This window comes from Anaerococcus provencensis, assembly GCF_000312365.2.
Lineage (GTDB): Bacteria > Bacillota > Clostridia > Tissierellales > Peptoniphilaceae > Anaerococcus > Anaerococcus provencensis.
This window is the reverse complement of record NZ_HG003686.1, coordinates 953,255-970,647: the sequence shown is the minus strand read 5'-3', so window position 1 is coordinate 970,647 and position 17,393 is coordinate 953,255. Positions and strand designations below refer to the sequence as shown.

At 35.2% G+C, this 17,393-nt stretch carries 19 protein-coding genes, 1 tRNA gene and 1 other RNA gene; 18 read left to right on the top strand and 3 right to left on the bottom strand.

The genetic code is table 11. The annotated features are described in order from the left end of the window. Nucleotides 1-13: 13 nt before the first annotated feature. The 14 genes from BN38_RS07345 (at nt 14) to BN38_RS07280 (ending at nt 12,695) form a co-directional block, all read left to right on the top strand. The gene (locus BN38_RS07345; RefSeq protein ID WP_044566314.1) at nt 14-583 is read left to right on the top strand and encodes a histidine phosphatase family protein; all 570 of its coding nucleotides are present in this window, start codon (nt 14-16) and stop codon (nt 581-583) included. Continuing rightward, nucleotides 580-1,590: a metallophosphoesterase family protein gene (locus BN38_RS07340; RefSeq protein ID WP_044566313.1), complete on the top strand. Its 1,011-nt coding sequence runs from the start codon at nt 580-582 to the stop codon at nt 1,588-1,590. Before BN38_RS07345 ends, BN38_RS07340 begins: the two co-directional genes overlap by 4 nt. Continuing rightward, nucleotides 1,587-3,377, top strand: coding sequence for an ATP-binding protein (locus BN38_RS07335; protein WP_044566312.1), 1,791 nt, complete (start codon nt 1,587-1,589; stop codon nt 3,375-3,377). Before BN38_RS07340 ends, BN38_RS07335 begins: the two co-directional genes overlap by 4 nt. Continuing rightward, nucleotides 3,374-4,051, top strand: a complete 678-nt coding sequence (locus BN38_RS07330; RefSeq protein WP_044566309.1) for a metallophosphoesterase — start codon at nt 3,374-3,376, stop codon at nt 4,049-4,051. Before BN38_RS07335 ends, BN38_RS07330 begins: the two co-directional genes overlap by 4 nt. After that, entirely contained in the window at nt 4,051-4,584 is a 534-nt protein-coding gene (locus BN38_RS07325) for a class IV adenylate cyclase (protein WP_044566308.1), read from the top strand. The genes BN38_RS07330 and BN38_RS07325 overlap by 1 nt, the downstream gene beginning before the upstream one ends. Before the next feature lie 58 nt (nt 4,585-4,642). Further along, nucleotides 4,643-5,569: an aspartate carbamoyltransferase gene (gene pyrB / locus BN38_RS07320; protein WP_044566307.1), complete on the top strand. Its 927-nt coding sequence runs from the start codon at nt 4,643-4,645 to the stop codon at nt 5,567-5,569. Continuing rightward, on the top strand, nt 5,562-5,990 hold the full coding sequence (locus BN38_RS07315; RefSeq protein WP_044566306.1) for an aspartate carbamoyltransferase regulatory subunit: 429 nt from the start codon (nt 5,562-5,564) through the stop codon (nt 5,988-5,990). Before pyrB ends, BN38_RS07315 begins: the two co-directional genes overlap by 8 nt. 1 nt (nt 5,991) lies before the next feature. Next, nucleotides 5,992-7,185, top strand: a complete 1,194-nt coding sequence (locus BN38_RS07310) for a dihydroorotase (protein WP_044566305.1) — start codon at nt 5,992-5,994, stop codon at nt 7,183-7,185. Continuing rightward, nucleotides 7,169-8,032 carry an orotidine-5'-phosphate decarboxylase gene (gene pyrF / locus BN38_RS07305; RefSeq protein ID WP_044566304.1) on the top strand — a complete coding sequence of 288 codons (864 nt, stop codon included), beginning with the start codon at nt 7,169-7,171 and terminating at the stop codon, nt 8,030-8,032. The genes BN38_RS07310 and pyrF overlap by 17 nt, the downstream gene beginning before the upstream one ends. Beyond that, nucleotides 8,019-8,738, top strand: coding sequence for a dihydroorotate dehydrogenase electron transfer subunit (locus tag BN38_RS07300; RefSeq protein WP_044566303.1), 720 nt, complete (start codon nt 8,019-8,021; stop codon nt 8,736-8,738). Before pyrF ends, BN38_RS07300 begins: the two co-directional genes overlap by 14 nt. Then, nucleotides 8,735-9,634 (top strand): dihydroorotate dehydrogenase, encoded by a 900-nt coding sequence (locus BN38_RS07295; RefSeq protein WP_044566302.1) that lies wholly within the window; start codon nt 8,735-8,737, stop codon nt 9,632-9,634. The genes BN38_RS07300 and BN38_RS07295 overlap by 4 nt, the downstream gene beginning before the upstream one ends. Nucleotides 9,635-9,642: 8 nt before the next feature. Continuing rightward, complete coding sequence (gene pyrE / locus BN38_RS07290; RefSeq protein ID WP_044566299.1) at nt 9,643-10,224, top strand: orotate phosphoribosyltransferase; 582 nt, start codon at nt 9,643-9,645, stop codon at nt 10,222-10,224. 99 nt (nt 10,225-10,323) lie between these two features. Continuing rightward, entirely contained in the window at nt 10,324-11,025 is a 702-nt protein-coding gene (locus BN38_RS07285) for a glucosaminidase domain-containing protein (RefSeq protein WP_044566297.1), read from the top strand. 35 nt (nt 11,026-11,060) lie between these two features. Continuing rightward, nucleotides 11,061-12,695, top strand: a complete 1,635-nt coding sequence (locus BN38_RS07280; protein ID WP_044566296.1) for an alpha amylase C-terminal domain-containing protein — start codon at nt 11,061-11,063, stop codon at nt 12,693-12,695. A 33-nt stretch (nt 12,696-12,728) separates the two neighbouring features. Here BN38_RS07280 and cbpB read toward each other — a convergent pair whose 3' ends face one another. The 3 genes from cbpB to BN38_RS07270 all read right to left on the bottom strand — a co-directional run bounded on the left by cbpB (nt 12,729) and on the right by BN38_RS07270 (nt 13,685). Then, nucleotides 12,729-13,193, bottom strand: coding sequence for a cyclic-di-AMP-binding protein CbpB (gene cbpB / locus BN38_RS07275; RefSeq protein WP_044566295.1), 465 nt, complete (start codon nt 13,191-13,193; stop codon nt 12,729-12,731). A gap of 132 nt (nt 13,194-13,325) precedes the next feature. Further along, nucleotides 13,326-13,593: signal recognition particle sRNA large type (ffs, locus tag BN38_RS10940), an RNA gene on the bottom strand. Next, a tRNA-Ser gene (locus BN38_RS07270) sits at nt 13,593-13,685 on the bottom strand. The genes ffs and BN38_RS07270 overlap by 1 nt, the downstream gene beginning before the upstream one ends. 87 nt (nt 13,686-13,772) lie before the next feature. Between BN38_RS07270 and dnaX the strand changes: the two genes are divergently transcribed. The 4 genes from dnaX to BN38_RS07250 are packed head-to-tail and all read left to right on the top strand — an operon-like array spanning nt 13,773 to nt 17,344. Beyond that, complete coding sequence (dnaX, locus tag BN38_RS07265) at nt 13,773-15,449, top strand: DNA polymerase III subunit gamma/tau (protein ID WP_044566294.1); 1,677 nt, start codon at nt 13,773-13,775, stop codon at nt 15,447-15,449. 11 nt (nt 15,450-15,460) lie between these two features. Then, the gene (locus BN38_RS07260) at nt 15,461-15,796 is read left to right on the top strand and encodes a YbaB/EbfC family nucleoid-associated protein (protein ID WP_044566293.1); all 336 of its coding nucleotides are present in this window, start codon (nt 15,461-15,463) and stop codon (nt 15,794-15,796) included. Continuing rightward, nucleotides 15,796-16,401 carry a recombination mediator RecR gene (gene recR / locus BN38_RS07255; RefSeq protein WP_044566292.1) on the top strand — a complete coding sequence of 202 codons (606 nt, stop codon included), beginning with the start codon at nt 15,796-15,798 and terminating at the stop codon, nt 16,399-16,401. Before BN38_RS07260 ends, recR begins: the two co-directional genes overlap by 1 nt. Then, complete coding sequence (locus BN38_RS07250; protein ID WP_044566291.1) at nt 16,394-17,344, top strand: hypothetical protein; 951 nt, start codon at nt 16,394-16,396, stop codon at nt 17,342-17,344. The genes recR and BN38_RS07250 overlap by 8 nt, the downstream gene beginning before the upstream one ends. The last annotated feature ends 49 nt before the right edge of the window (nt 17,345-17,393 follow it).

Sequence of the window (17,393 nt, the reverse complement as noted above, 5' to 3'; positions counted from 1 at the left end):
AAAAGGAGTAATAATGAAGATTATTTTAGTAAGACATGGATTGACTGAAGCAAATATGTCAAGTCTTTATTCACTTGATAGTACAAAACTTAGTAAGAGCGGTTTTAATGTTTTGGTAAACACTAGGCGTGCCCTAGAAAAATACAGGATAGATAAGGTATACACATCAGCCTTGCTAAGAAGCCAACAGACTGCTAAGATGCTTGGTTTTGAGGACTTTACCCCAGATGCACGCATCAACGAGCTAGATTTTGGAGATTTCAAAGGCCAATCTTTTGTAGAAGTAAGGACCAATTACAAGGAATTTTTCAAAGAACAAGACAAAGACCCTTTCAATACCAGATATCCAAATGGTGAATCTAGGATGGATCTTATCCATAGGACTAGCGAATTTTTGGATGAGATTTCAAAGAAAAACGAAAATGCCCTTTGCGTAAGCCACGGCATTGCCATCAAGTCCTGTCTATTTTGGATTCTCAAGGATCTAAGCGATTGGGAAAGTTTTTGGATTGAAAATGGTGCAATCACAGTTTTTGACGTCAAAAGCAACATCAAATTAATAGAAAAGGTAAACAATCTATGAGATTTATCCACCTGGCAGATGCTCATTTGGCGGATAATTCGACTTTTAGTGATGACCTTGGTTCTTTCATTAGGAAAAATACCTGGCAGTCTTTTGAAAATATCTTTGCGACAAACAAAGATGTAGACTTTGCCCTTATAGCAGGAGACCTCTTTGAGAGGTCTTACTTTTCATCCAAAGATTTTGCTAGGCTTTTTACTATTTTTGAAGAATTTGGAAAAGACATTTATTATGTAACTGGCAACCACGATTACTTTGATTCCTATAATAAGATTTTTCTAGGTCAAAAACCAAACAATCTCCATATCTTTACAAGCGAAAAACTATCTATGTTTGAAAATGAAAGAGTGAGGATCTATGGACTTTCCTATACTGACAGGATATATGCTGGGGACTTTCCCTATGATATCTCCTTGGATAGGGATTATTATAATATACTTTTGGCCCATGGAGATATATCTGATAGCCCTACAAATTACCTAGATTTAGATAAGGATAAGCTTAGCCAAGTAGGCTTTGACTATGTGGGTCTTGGCCATATACACAAGGCTAGGTCCTATAAAAACATCCACTATCCATCAAGCATAGAACCACGCTCTTTTGCAGATACAGAAAATTTTGGTTATATCTTATATGATAATGGAAAGCTTAGTCATATAAATTCTAATCTTATGGAATTTAAGACTTTTGACCTATCTTATGATGATTTTGCTGATGAAAATGCCTTGATAGAATATGTGAATCAAAACTTGTCGACTAAGAAAAATATTCTTAGACTCAATATTAGGTCAAGAGATAGCATCAATAGTAAAAATATCCAAAATCAGCTTAGGGCAGATTTTTCTTATGTATCAATAGATCAAAGTTTGGATATGGAAAATCTATCTAGACTTTATCCTAATACACTTTTGAGCAAATTTGAAGAAAGCTTAATGGATAAGAATGACGAAATATCAAAACTTGCCCTAAAGCTAGGTTACGATGCCATTTTAAGGAGCAAAAAATGAGTCTTTGTATCGAGAAATTATACATAATCTCCTTTGGCCAATTTGAAAATGTTCATATAGAATTTTCCCCTGCCTTTAACCTAATCTACGGCAAAAACGAATCTGGCAAGTCTACTATAGTTAGTTTTATAGAAGGACTACTCTATGGCTTTGACGATGGGAAAAAGGTCCGCCACTTTAACAAGAAACAAGAAATATATAAACCCACACATTCCTACAAGTATGCTGGCTTCGGGATTTTTAATAAGGATGGGACAAATTACAGGATTAGCCGCAATTTCTTTGATGGGACCTATGAGATTTATAACCTAGACACCAATGAAATAATTAAGTCAAAAGCAAGCAATCTCAACTATCCAGGAGAGTTTCTTCTTGGCATAGACTATGATTTATATAAAAATCTCATAGCAAATTACCAAAGCCAGGAATCCTTAGCTGCTGTAAAGGATAAGATTAGTGAAATGCTAAGTTCTGGAGGTGATTATTACTTTTCTCCAGCCCTTGCCATAGAAAATCTAAAAGGGAGATTGACTGAGATTGGCACTCCCAGGGCATATACCAAAGCCTATGCAAAAACCACTGAGAAGATAGAAAATCTAGAAAATGATCTGGCCTACCTTAAATCTTTGAGGAAGAATTACAATAATGACTTGGAAAAACTTTACAAAAATAGAGACAAAATAGACCGACATAGGCAGGAATTGGACGAACTAAAAAAGATTAGGGATGACTATAGGAACAACCCATCTTACAAGAGCTTAGAAGAGCAAATCAAATACCAAAACGAGCTTAATTTCATAGAAAAAGAGCTGGCCAAATACGAAGAATACAAAGATTATAATCTAGACGATTCTCATAATAAGATTGATTGGAGAAATTTCCTCATCTACGCTCTTACTTCCTTATTTTTTGTCATGCTCTGGTTACAAAGCAAATTGTCATATCTTTTGGCCCTTGCCTTTGTTTTGCCCCTAGTGATTTATTTTATAGAAAAGTACAAAAAGGGAAAAAATACAGATAAGAAGTATAATCTAGATGAAAATTATATAATTTATAAGGGACTTATCAAAGATAAGGAGAGACTAGTAGAGCTTATAAGAGTCCTAGAAATGCAAAATTCTAATCTAGAAGATTATTTGGCCATTAAAAATGTCGATATCAATGAGATATACGATAAGATTAGCAAGATTGACCAAGATTTGCAAAAGCTAAATGACGACAATTTAGCCTTGGAGAAGAATTTGGCAGCTGTTGAGGAAAAACTTTCAAAGGAAGTTGACCTAGAAGATGATCTAAACTTTCAAAAAGAAAAACTTTCCCAAATGGAAAAAGAGATAGAGGCGCTAAATCTTGCCATAGAAATAATTGATGAGATAAGCAAAGATAATAATTCAAATCTTGTCAAGCACAGCAAGGAAGTTTCACATATAATCTCCCAGCTTTCCAAGGGCAAGTATGAGAAAATCACCTATGATGAAAATCTTCTGCCAGAAATTTTACAAAAGGACGGCAGCTATTTGGATTTGGATAGGCTTTCCACAGGTTTTTATGACCAGATGAATTTTGCCTTTAAATTTTCTATTAACGAGCAAAATCTGGATACTTTTATGATATTTGACGATGCCTTTATAAATTATGACCTTGATAGACTGAGAATCGCCCTATTTTACCTATTAGACCTAGGGGATTTCAGGCAGATAATATATTTTACCTGCCATGGTCGAGAGGAAGATATTTTAAATAGTGAAGGGATTGATTATAAGATAATTGATTTGGAGGATATATGATCTATGGACTAGCTGACTTGCATTTAGATTATACAGAAGAAAAATCCATGGAAGTCTTCGGTGATGGCTGGAAGGATTATCAAAATAGAATATTTGACAATTGGAATGACATCATTAGTCCTGATGATACGGTTTTGCTAGCAGGAGATATATCGTGGGCCATGGATTTGGATGCTGCCTACATTGATCTTAAAAAGATTGACGAGAAAAATGGCAGAAAGATTATCCTTAAGGGCAACCATGATTATTGGTGGACTTCGCTTAATAAGATCAACAACCTGGGACTTTCGACCATAGATTTCCTCCAAAACAATTCATTTACTGTAGAGGGCTATGAGATTTGTGGAACTAGGGGATGGATGAGCAGGGATAGCAAAGACTTTACAGACCACGATGAGAAGGTCTTTAATAGAGAGCTTATGAGGCTTGAAAATTCCCTAAAAAATGCATCTGACAAAGAAAAGATAGTAATGCTCCACTACCCACCAATCAATGTAGATAGGACCTTTAATGAGTTTTTTGATATTTGCAAGGACTACAAGGTCAAACACCTTGTCTATGGCCACCTCCACGGTATAGGTCATAGGATTATCAAAGAAGGGATTTTTGACGGTATAGATGTCAAATGTATAGCAGGCGATTATATAAATTTTGAAGCAGTGAGGATAGGATAATGCAAAGAGAAATTGAAGTAAAAGTTTTAAATATAGATGTAGACGAAATGGAAGAAAAATTGCTAGCCCTAGGTGGCCAAGAGGTAAGCTGTGAATATCAAACTAACTACACCTTTGCCCCAGAAGAGGGAGCTTTTTCCAATGGTTACCTAAGAATTCGTGAGACAAAATTCACTGATGATAGTAAAAAGATTGAGCTTACCTTTAAGGAAGTTGAAAATGTAGATGACTTTAGGGTAAACAGGGAATACACTGTAAATATTGATTCTATTTCTATGATGACAAAAATCCTTAATCAATTGGGAGTTTCATTGCAGTTTAAAGGAGAGAAGGAAAGAAGATCATACACCTACAAGGGCCAAAGATTTGATATAGATATTTGGGATAAGAATACCTACCCAGAACCATATATGGAAATTGAATTTACTAATAAGGATAAGGTAGATGAAGTTCTCGATGATTTGGCCATTGATAGGGCAAATGTCACCACTCAATCTATAAGTGAACTTAGAGAAAATTTAAAAAATTCATAAAAATAGTTGACAGGTCAATTTATTTCGTGTAAAATTGAAAAAAATTAAGGAGTGCTAAATGATCAAAATTAAAAATTTATTAAACTCAGAAGATTTGACAAAAGAAGATTTATACGAAATTGTTGATTTAGCAAATGAAATAGTTAAGAGTCCCAGTGACTTTTCTCACATATGTGATGGGAAGTTATTAGGGACTCTTTTTTTTGAGCCTTCAACCAGGACTAGACTATCATTTGAATCAGCAATGAACAGACTTGGCGGCAGGGTAGTAGGCTTTTCTGAAGCTAACAGCTCATCAACCACCAAGGGAGAAAGCCTACAAGATACAGTAAGGACAGTTAGCCAATATGCGGATATCATAGCTATGCGTCACCCACAAGAGGGAGCTGCATATCTTGCAAGCCTTACAGCAGATTGTCCAATCATAAATGCAGGAGATGGAGGCCACCAACACCCAACCCAAACCCTTACTGATATCCTAACAATCTCCCAATACAAGGAAAGCTTGGATAACCACGTCATAGGTATAGTTGGAGATTTGAAATACGGTAGAACAGTTCATTCACTTATCAAGGTTATGAATATGTTTGATAACAACAAATTCATCCTAATCTCACCAGATGAACTAAAATTACCACAATATGTTAAAGAAGAAGTATTTGATGAGAATTCTCAATATGAAGAAGTTAGAAATCTAGAACAAGTCATAGGTCAATGTGACATATTATATATGACAAGGATTCAAAAGGAAAGATTCTTCTCAACTAGCCAATACACAAGACTTAAAGATTCCTATGTCCTTGATAATGAAAAGATGAAAGATGCTAGGGAAGATATGATTATCCTTCATCCACTTCCAAGGGTAAACGAAATTGCAACAGAAGTAGACAAGGACCCAAGGGCAGTTTACTTTAAGCAAGTAAAATATGGAATGTATGTCAGAATGGCTCTTATCTTAAAATTATTGGAGGCAAACAATGCTTGAGATCACAAGTTTAAACAATGGTGTAGTAATTGACCACATAAAAGCAGGCAACGGCCTAAAAATATTTAACCTACTAGGCCTAGAAGAATTAGAAGAAGAAGTTGCACTTATCCTAAATGCAAGCAGCGAAACTATGGGCAAAAAGGACATTATAAAGATAGAAGATCACACAGATATTGATCTTGATGCAGTAGCCTTGGTAGATCCAAGTGCAACAGTAAATATCATCAAAAATGAAGAGGTTGTTGAGAAGAAATCCATAGAATATCCACAAACAATCACAGATATCCTAACTTGCCAAAACCCAAAATGCGTTTCAACAAGCGAAAGATCAGTTGAAAGCAAATTTATCCTAATTGACAAAGAAGAAAAATCTTACAAATGTGCTTATTGTGGTCACATTTACGATGTAGAAGAATAATATGAAACAAGTATTTACCAATCATTATTCATTTGATGATGTCAAAATTTCTAAAAAACCTATCTATGTAGAAGATGGGATCATAAGCGAGGCTTTTGAAATAGATGAAGATGTAGAAGTAATAGACTGTGACAAATTAGCACTTGTCCCTGCCTTTACAGACCTACATGTGCACTTCAGAGATCCTGGTTTTACCTACAAAGAAGATTTAGAAAGTGGATCCAAGGCTGCCTTAAAGGGTGGCTTTACTTCTGTGCTTTTGATGGGAAATACCAAACCAACAGTATCAAATCCAGCAGTCTACAATGACATTAAAAAACGTGGTAAAGATCTAGATTTGATAGATATAGAGCAAGTGTACACTATAACAGAAAACTTTGACGGCAAGACCCTAGACCACCTAGAAACTATGCCTGATTCTGTCAAATTCATCTCTGATGATGGGCATGGTGTAAATGACGATATGACCATGTATAAGGCCATGATTGCTGCCATGGATAAGGGTGTAACTATGACCTTGCACGAGGAAGTCGCAAAAGTTTCTGCCATAGACTATGAAATTGCCGAAGATGCCATGACTCTTAGAGATTGCTACTATGCCTATAAGCTAAATTGCCCAGTACATTTCTCCCACGTATCAACCAAGGGAGCCATTACTGCCATCAAATATTTCAAGGACCTTGGAGCACCAATCACTTGCGAGGTTACCCCACATCACTTGTACTTTGCTGATAAAACTCGCGATGAGATGAGGGTAAATCCACCTATAAGAAGTGAGATTGATAGACTATGCCTTATTGAAATGATCAAAAATGGCACGGTTGATTGTATTTCCACAGACCATGCTCCACATTCTCCTAAGGAAAAGGAAAAAGGAGCACCAGGATTTCTAGGTCTCGAGACAAGTTTTTCAACTTGCTATGAAGTCTTAGTCAAATCTGGAGAGATTTCTCTAAATCATCTTATAAAACTTATGTCTACCAATCCAGCAAGATTATTAGGACTTAATAAGGGCAAGCTTGATATTGGATATGAAGCAGACTTTACTTTGATAGACTTAGATGAAATTTACACTTATACAGAAGATGAGATCTTATCCAAATCCAAGAATTCACTCTTAATAGGAAAAGAACTTTCTGCAAGGGTGAAGAAAGTTTACAAGAAAGGTGTTTTAAAATATGAAGATAATAGATAGACTTTACCAAGAAGTAGAAAAAAAAGGCTTTGTATGTGTGGGTCTTGATACTTCTATGGATTATTTGCCAGCTTCTTACAAAGAAGGTAAGACTATAAGCCAAGCTCTCTTAGATTTTAACAAGGAAATCATAGATGCTACAGCTGATATCACAGCAATTTATAAGCTACAAATCGCCTATTACGAATCCTATGGAATCGAAGGAATGATGGCCTATCGTGATACATTGGCATATTTGAGAGAAAAAAATCTTCTTTCTATAGGAGATATCAAAAGATCAGATATTGCTGCATCTGCCAGTCAATATGCCAAGGCCCACTTTGAAGGCGACTTTGAGACAGACTTTATAACTCTAAATCCATATATGGGCATGGATTCTATTTCTCCATATTTGGCATACATAGAAAGTGGAGAAAAAGGAGTATTTGTCCTCCTACGCACTTCAAATCCTGGCGCAAGTGACTTTGAAACTCTAGATGTAAATGGCAAGGAATTATTTTACCAAATAGGCGATAAGATAAAAGATTTAAATAGAAACTATCTTGGAGAATCTGGATACGGTCCATTAGGACTTGTAGTTGGAGCAACCCATACTGAGGAAGTAGAAGAAATTAGGAAAAGATATGACAAGGAATTTTTCCTAATCCCTGGCTTTGGTGCCCAAGGTGCAGATGCATTGAATGTTTACAAACTTCTAAATGACAAGAATGGGGGAGTAGTAAATAATTCTCGTGGGGTACTAAAAGCATATTTAAACTACGATGATGGCGAGGAAAATATTGGCAAATACGCAAGACTTGCAGTAGAGAAAACTTTAAAGGATATATCTATCAATGAAGACTTATAAAAAAGGCAAAATTTTAGAAAACATAGAAATTGGGCCAAATATATACAAAATGACCCTAGATATAAGTCTTGATGGAAAGCCAGGACAGTTTTTTATGCTAAGGTGTGATTCCTTTAGAAACGAACCCCTCCTATCACGTCCCTTTGGCATATGCGATGATAACAATCTAACAATTTTATACCAAGTTGTAGGTGAGGGGACAGATATTATGGCAGGCCTTACAAAAGATGCAGAAGTAAAAATCTTAGGCCCTCTTGGCAATGGCTTTAGGATCGATGATACAAAGGATAAGAAGATAGCTGTAGTAGCTGGTGGCATAGGTATTGCTCCACTTTTATATCTAGTAAAAAATCTAGATACCAAGGCTGATTTTTATGCTGGTTTTACCAATGATTCATATTTCACCGAAGAGTTTAAGCCTTATGTCAAGTCTATTACTTACACATCTTTTGAAAAGGACGGCAAATTCATCACAGAGGCCTTTGATCCAAATGACTACGACATAATATATGCTTGTGGACCAAATCCAATGCTTAAGGCCATACACGACATGAATGAGACTGCTGAGATACAAATATCAATGGAAGCCCACATGGCCTGTGGGATTGGGGCATGTCTAGGATGCACAGTAGAATCAGTAGATGGTGAATTTATCAGAGTTTGCAAGGATGGTCCAGTCTTTGATTCTAGGGAGGTATTTGAGTGAACTTATCCGTAGAAATAGCAGGAGTTAAATTTAAAAACCCAGTAATTGCAGCAAGTGGGACCTTTGGTTTTGGTAGAGAATTTGGCGAATATATAGAGTTATCAAAACTTGGCGGCATATGCTCAAAGGGACTCACCCTTAAGAAAAACCTTGGCAATAAGGGGATAAGAATCTATGAAACTCCTGCAGGAATTATGAATTCTATTGGCCTACAAAACCCTGGCATAGAATACTTTGTAGATATTGAACTCCCATATTTATTAGAACAAGATACCGTTGCAATAGCAAATCTTGGGGGCCACTCTGTAGAAGAGTATGTTCTTGGGGCAGAGATTTTGGAAGAAACTGATGTTCCAATGATAGAACTAAATATATCTTGTCCCAATGTCAAAGAAGGCGGCATGGCCTTTGGAACTGACCCAGATAAGGCTAGGGAAGTCATTTCTAAAGTAAGAAAAGTTACAACAAAACCCCTTATAGTTAAACTTTCACCGAATGTTGGATCAATTCCACTTTTTGCAAAACTTGCAGAAGATAGTGGAGCTGATGCCATATCTTTAGTAAATACCTTTAACGCCATGGCTATTGATATAAGGGCAAAGGCCCCAGTTTTTGTAAACAAAACAGCTGGACTTTCAGGTCCAGCCATAAAGCCAATAGCCCTAAGAATGGTCTATGAAGCAGCTCACTCAGTAGATATTCCTGTAATTGGTATGGGTGGGATAATGAATTATAAGGATGCTCTAGAATTTATCATGGCAGGAGCGACTGCTATCCAAATAGGAACTGCAAACTTCATCGATTACAACACTATGATAGATATCAACACAGGCATAGAGAAATATTTAGAAGAAGAAAAAATCTCATCTTTAAGTGAGATTATAGGAATTATATAGGAGAAACAATGGATAGAACATTAGAATTACTCAAAAAATCAAATGCACTTTTGGAAGGTCACTTCTTATTATCATCTGGCAAACACTCAGATAGGTATATCCAATGTGCCAAACTAATCCAACACCCAGAATATTGTGGGGAAGTGGCAGAAATCATCGCCCAAAAGCTTAAGGAAAAGAATATAGACGTAGACCTTTGCCTAGGACCTGCTATGGGAGGGGTTATCATCTCCTATGAAGTAGGTAGGGCCCTTGGTCTAAATGCTATCTTTACAGAAAGAGTAGATAATATCATGACTCTTCGCCGTGGCTTTGAAATCCCAGAAGGTGTAAAAGTAATCATTGTAGAAGATGTCATTACTACAGGCAAATCATCTTTTGAAAGCGTCGAAGTTGTTAAATCATATGGGGCAGAAGTCGTAGCCTTAACATCAATAGTTAATAGGTCTGGTCTAGATGAAATAAATGGCTTGCCAGTAGTTTCTGCTACAAAAATAGATGTCAAAAGCTGGGATCCAGATGATCTTCCAGAACATTTAAAAGATATACCTGCAATAAAGCCAGGTAGTAGGAAGATGGAAAATAAATAAGCTAAGACGAAGCTTGGGGAAAATTCCTAGGCTTCGTTTTTTCTTTTAATATCATTATAAAAAAAGGTATAATGTTTTAAAGAAATGAGAAGGTAGCTTATGAAAAAGACAAAAATTATAAACATAATAAATGGCATTTGTATATTTGCCTTAATATTTACAATGTCCATAGCAAAAGCTAGTAAAGTTGAAACCTCAAAGTCTTTAAATTCTGGTATCAATGAGATAAATTATCAGACGACTTTACTTAGACAGTCAAGGGCAATCAAGTACGAAAACCTTGCTAGGGACTTAGAAGAATTTAAAGAGAAAGGATCAAGTGGAATTGATTCTTCAAATATGTTATACCTGCTAAATACAGGACAATTTAGTGCTGATGAGCTAGAAAATGCTATCAAAGACACAGGCCTTGCTGGCCTTGGCAAAGATTTCAAGGCTGCTGAGGATAAGTATGGGGTAAATGCAATCCTACTTATGGCCATGGCAAAGCATGAGACAGGCAATGGAACAAGTGAGCTTTTTAATGATAAAAATAATCTATTTGGCTTTAATGCTGTAGACGATGATCCCTACAATAAGGCCAGCCACTTTGAAACTCCAGCAGATTCTATAGACACCCTAGCCAAGCACTTAAAAGAAAACTACTTAGATCCCAAGGGTTCATATTACAATGGCGTATCAACCGATGGCATTGGCATATCCTATGCTACAGACCCTGATTGGGCAAGTAAGGTAAATTGGATGATGATAGAAGTAAGTCAGAATATGATAGATTCATTTAACCAAGAGGCAGGCTATTAGTCTGTCTTTTTTAAAAGACAAGAAAGGAATCAATAATGGATACAAAAGATTATTTAAATGGCAAGGCAAATGATGCTTATGGCTACTTTGGACCAGTAAAAAAGACTAAGGGATATATGTTTAGAATATGTACTCCTCATGCTAAAAAAGTTGAAATCATTGGAGATTTTAACGACTGGCAGCCTAAGAAAATGCGTGGATATGCATCTGGTGTCTTTACTATAACTATCAAAGAAGCAAAGATTGGGGATAGGTACCAATTTCTAATAACCGATGCAAATGATGAAGTAAGAAAGATTGTAGATCCCTTTGCTCAAGAAATTATAGTTGAAGAAAAATGTTCAGTAGTTTCTGACAGTTCCTATAAATTTAAAAATAAAAAACTAAAGACTGACAAGCTAAATATTTACGAAGTATATATGGGTTCATTTCTTCATAATAACCCTGATGATTTAATCAAATACGCCAAAGACCACAACTTCACCCACATAAAGTTTATGCCAGTAAGTGAATACATTAACTATAAGTCCATGGGCTTTACAAGCTCAGGCTTATTTGCCTATAGCAAACGCTATGGATCTAGTCTTGATTTTAAGAAATTTATTGACAAATGCCATAAGGAAAATCTTGGCGTTTTAATAGATCTGGACTTAGCGCACTTTGATTGTGATCCATGTTATCTCAAAAGTTTAGAAGAATATTTTGCTTATGATTATGATGATATCAAGTATTCCTACTATGGGGATATGAACTTTGACCCAACTAAGAACTTTACAAAATCTTATTTGAAATCAGCAGTTGATTTTTGGCTTAAGGAATTTAATCTAGATGGGATAATGCTTACAAATGTTGAAAATATGATCTATTGGCAGGGCGATGAGTCAAGAGGAGAAAATGACAAGTGGATAGACCTATTAGGTGATTTGATAGAAGAAATTCATCAAAACAAGGCCCTAGCATTAGCAAGTTTTAATGGAATTTACAAATATGACTTTGACTTTGACTACTGCATAGACTATAGCTTAAGACCTATCATAAGGTCCATGCAAGATTTGCCATACAAACGCGATTCTTACAAAAAAGAGATAAATTCATTAATTGTATCAGATAATAGTAAGAAGATCTTGGGCTTTAATTATATAGATAGTTTCCTAGATGAAGCAAGCTTATTTATGAAAATAAATGGTAGCAATGCTAAGTATAAACAATATAAGACCATGCTTACTTTGCTTTATAGTCTAAATTCAAAAAAATTACTCTTTAATGGAGATGAGATAGGTTCTGATCTAACATTTTCTGTTTATGATAATATAGATTTGGACGAACTAAGTGAAGACCAGGTTTATCTTAATGATTTTTACAAAGATATTTCAAAACTTTATTTAGAAAAAGAAGAGCTAAACCATGTTGATTCAACAACAAAGCTTCTAGATGTAGAAGGTTACAGTCTCTACGCTTATATCAGAGCATATAAAGAAAAGAAATTACTTGTCATAATAAACTTTACTGACATAGATTATGAGATAAAATCGCCATATGACTTAGTGGAACTTATCAATTCTTCAGACCTTAAATATGGGGGAAAGGGTAATATTAATGGCAAGATAAATAAAAACGAGACTATATTTATAGAAGATTTTGGTGCAAGTGTTTTTGAAGTAAAGAATTAAAATTTTCAAAAAAATGATGGGTGTCAAAACTCATCATTTTTTTGTAAGCTCATATTCATTTTCTATATTGTGGGCTATGTAGGTAAATCTCTCTAGTACTATCTTTCTAGGGATAATACCCAAGAAATAGCCGTTTTTGTGGGTGATACATATAAAGTTATTATTTACCAAAAGCCTTAATACGTCTTCAAGATTATAATTATCAAAAAGCATTGGAACCATCTGATTCATAACCTCAGAAACTTTAAAATCAGCCAGTTGGTCCTCGTCAAATATGGAAAGTTCGTGGGCTGAAGTAAATATATTTGATATAGATATAAGACCTCTAACCCTATTTTTATTATCAAGGACTGGAATAGTTTGATAGCCAGAGGATGACAAGACCAAGATAGCATGAACTAGGTTATCATCTTCGTGAACTGTAGCAACATCGCTAGCTGGAATCATTATATTTTCTGTAGGTTGTTTGAACATTTCTTCTACAAATTTTCCTATCATTACTAACTCCTCGTATCTAATATTATAAACTATTTAGATATTTATTTAAAGTTAAAAAAAGGTTGCTGCAAGCAATAAACATTCTCATTGATATTAGAATAATTTATGTCTCTTGCAACAACCAAAATATGTAAGCACACCCAGCTTCGAAATATAAATCCATTGTAGTTTCTAATAAGCTTCGCTCATGATAGGTGACCTTGCGGCACACAGAAAGATCTACTTAATGCTGCTACGTTCCCGTCCTGACATGGTTCATAGTTTCCTGTTGCGCAAGACCCATCAATCAACACGAGTCTTACTAGGCTTATAACAAAAATATATCCCTCAAACTGGGGATTAAACCCTGCTGTAGCGAATCGCAGGTTACAAGGCATCGCTAGTTCCCCGTCTAGTGCGTGGCGGAGAGCATGGGATTTGAACCCATGATACGCTTAAAACACGTATACACGATTTCCAATCGTGCTCCTTCAACCACTCGGACAGCTCTCCTTATGATTAACATATAAAATTATACCCTAAGATTATTCATATGCAAAATTTCTTATGGTATAATGATTAAGATTAGAAAGGAAGATTATGGCAAAAGCTTTATATAGACAATATAGGCCAAAGACTTTTGATAGTGTCCTAGGCCAAGATAGGGTTGTAAATGTCCTCAAAAACCAGGTCAAATCCGGCAATATCAGCCATGCTTACCTATTTTCTGGCGAGCGTGGCACTGGAAAGACAACTTGTGCAAAAATATTTGCAAAAGCAATCAATTGTCTTAATCCAAAAGACGGATCACCCTGTATGGAATGTGAAAATTGCAAGGCTATAGAAGAAGAAACTACCATTGATGTAGTGGAAATGGATGCTGCAAGCAACCGTAGGATAGATGACATTAGAAACCTCAAGGACAATGTGATTTATCCACCCAATAAACTAAAATATAAGGTCTACATCATAGACGAGGCCCACATGATAACTAGAGAAGCCTTCAATGCTCTCTTAAAAATCATGGAAGAGCCACCAAGTCATTTGGTATTCATACTTGCAACAACAGAAATTGAAAAAATCCCATCAACAATTCTTTCAAGAGTCCAAAAATACGAATTTAATAAGATTGATGAAAATAAAATTAAAGAGCAAATAGACTATATCTTAGAAGATAAATCAATAACAATGGAAAATGAAGCCATAAGGCTAATTATTAAAAAAGCCAATGGTGCCATGCGTGATGCTCTTTCCATCTTAGATCAAGTATTATCTTTGGAAAAAGATTCCTATAAACTAAGTGAAGTTGAAAACTTACTTGGAGTAGTAGACTTTTACGATATAGATAAACTTGCTAGGGCAATAGTTCGTAAGGACTCATCTAAATCTTTGGACTTAGTATTTAGGCTTAGAGAAAATAATAAGACCAACAAAGACATCGTTGATTCATTAATAAGCTATTTCAATGATATTATGATTTATAAGATGAGCGAAAATGATAAGTTTTTCGAAAATGAAGAAAGACTAGCCTTTATCAAAGAATTGGCAGATAGCATTGATCTTTTTGACATTGGAGATTATCTAGATATACTAATCGACTATAGCACAAGGCTAAAGCAAGTCGATAACACCGATGTCTTGACCGAACTTTGTATACTAAGGCTGGTAAAACTTAAAAATACCAAGAGCTTAGAATCGAGAATCAGAGCCTTGGAGACGGCAAGTCCAGCCGATATCGATGATTTGGTAAATAAGATTGTCGATAATAGATTAGCGAATCTAGACAATTTACCACAAAGACCTAATATTAGTAGCAGTCAAGTTGAAAAAGTAGCTATAGTAAATGAGCCAGAAAAAACTTTAGTAGAAGGAAAGGATGATATTCCAAGAGAAGATAATAGCCAAGAAGATTTTGAAGAAATAAAAGAAAGAAAGCTTTCAAAATCACAAGAGTTGCAAGTCCAGGATATGATAATAAAAACTGCCGGGGGTATTTTCCATGAATTCTTCCGTGACCAGGGTTTGCAATACAAAATCGACGGCAATAAGTTTATCTTGGCAGCAGATAAGGAATTTTATAGGTTCATTTTAGAAAAGAAAACTGACGATATAGAAAGAAATCTTATGGAAATCTTAAATGGGGCATATATATTTACTATTGCCACAAGCGAAGATTTAAACCATAATGATAGTAAGAAGGATAAAAAAATAGAAAAAAAAACTGACAATTCCCAAAGACTATTAGATGTTTTTGGAGAAGATTTAGTCATAGAATAGGAGAGATAAATATGGCAAGAGGCGGATTCCCAGGCGGAGCAAATATGAACAATATGATGAAACAAGTTAAAAAGATGCAAGAGCAAATGGAAAAGGCTCAACAAGAGATAGAAGAAAGAGAATTTGAATCAACATCAGGTGGCGGAGTTGTATCTGCAACTGTAAATGGAAAAAAAGAAGTCCTAGCTATCAAAATTGACCCAGATGTAATTGACCCAGAAGATGGTGAAATGCTAGAAGATTTAATCATTGCTGCAATAAATGATGCAATGAAAAAGGCAGATGAATATAGCGGAGAGACTATGGGCAAACTCACAGGTGGACTAAACATACCAGGTCTTATGTAATGGCAATCTATCCAGAAAGTTTAGATAATCTAATAGAACAATTTCAAAAACTTCCAACCATAGGCAGAAAATCTGCCGAAAGACTTGCTATGAGTATAGTTACTAGGGATAGGGATAGTGTAGAAGATTTTTCAAAGGCACTTATAGAGGTCAAAGAAAAGATTAAACATTGCGACATCTGTGGCAACCTCACAGAAAATGATATATGCGATATTTGTAAGGATATCACTCGTGAAGATGACTTCATTTGCGTTGTCGAAGATGTAACTGACCTCATAGCGATAGAAAAATCGCACGCCTACCACGGCAAATACCATGTCCTTGGTGGTTTGATATCCCCATCAGATGGAATTGGCCCAGAAGAGCTAAATATAGATAAACTTATCAAAAGAATTGATGAGGATGGTGTAAAAGAGATAATACTTGCAATTTCTTCCACTATAGAAGGTGAAACAACTAGCCTATTTTTATCAAGCTTACTAGCAAAAAAAGATGTCAGACTATCAAAGATTGCCCAGGGCATACCAGTTGGATCAAACCTAGAATACTTCGACCAACTTACCCTAGAGCGTGCAATAGAAGATAGGAGAGAAGTTATTGAATAAAAAAATAATCTTATTATTAACCTTTATTATTCTTCTAACGGCTTGCAGGAAAAAGGAAGAGCCACAAGCTCCTGCAGAAAAACCTGCTATCAAAGAAGAAATAAAAGAGCAAACCAACAAAATCAATATTAAACCAGGAACATTTGCATCCAAAGTTATTCTAGAAAATATAGAAGATGATAAGTTTGATTTTAACATTGATAAGACCAATAATTATAGCAAAATTGAACAAAATGACTTTGATGTGGCTGTTATTCCTGGCTACTTAGCCCCTTACTACTACAACAAAACAAATGGAAATATTAAGGTGGCTGCAATCACATCGACAGGAAATCTATACTTGGTAAGTGATCAAAAAATAAACAATCAAATGGACTACAAGGGCAAAAATTTCTATATAGCAGATTTGGCCAATAACCTAGACAATATTGTAGAAAACAAGCTAGGTCCATTAAACTTTGTCCTAAGGCTTAATGTAGAATACTATAAAAACTTAGATGAAATAGTAGAAAAAATGGAAAATTCATCAAACTATGTGGCAATTCTAGCAGATCCTTATTACACAAGGTCCTTAAGAAAGACCCAGTACGTATCTAGTGTTGATGACATACTACAAATGGATGAGGGAGATTTTATTAGCGAGGTTATTATAGTAAATAATAATTACTTAAAAAATAACGAGGAGACCTTCAAGGATTTCCTAAAATCTTATAAAGAATCTTCTGATAAAATAGGTAAAAATACAAGACTATCCAATGACCTATTAAGTACTTATGATATCACAGAAGATGAAGCAAAAAAGGCCCTAGATAGGGTGAATATCACCTATGTAAATGGCCAATCAATGAAAGAAATCTACGGAAAATTCATTGACCAATTATACCAATTAGATAAAAACATATTCTCCGGCGACAAACCAGGAGATGATTTCTATTATAATTAAGAGCTTAGGCTCTTTTTTATTTGGGAAATTTGATATAATAAAGTGTAAG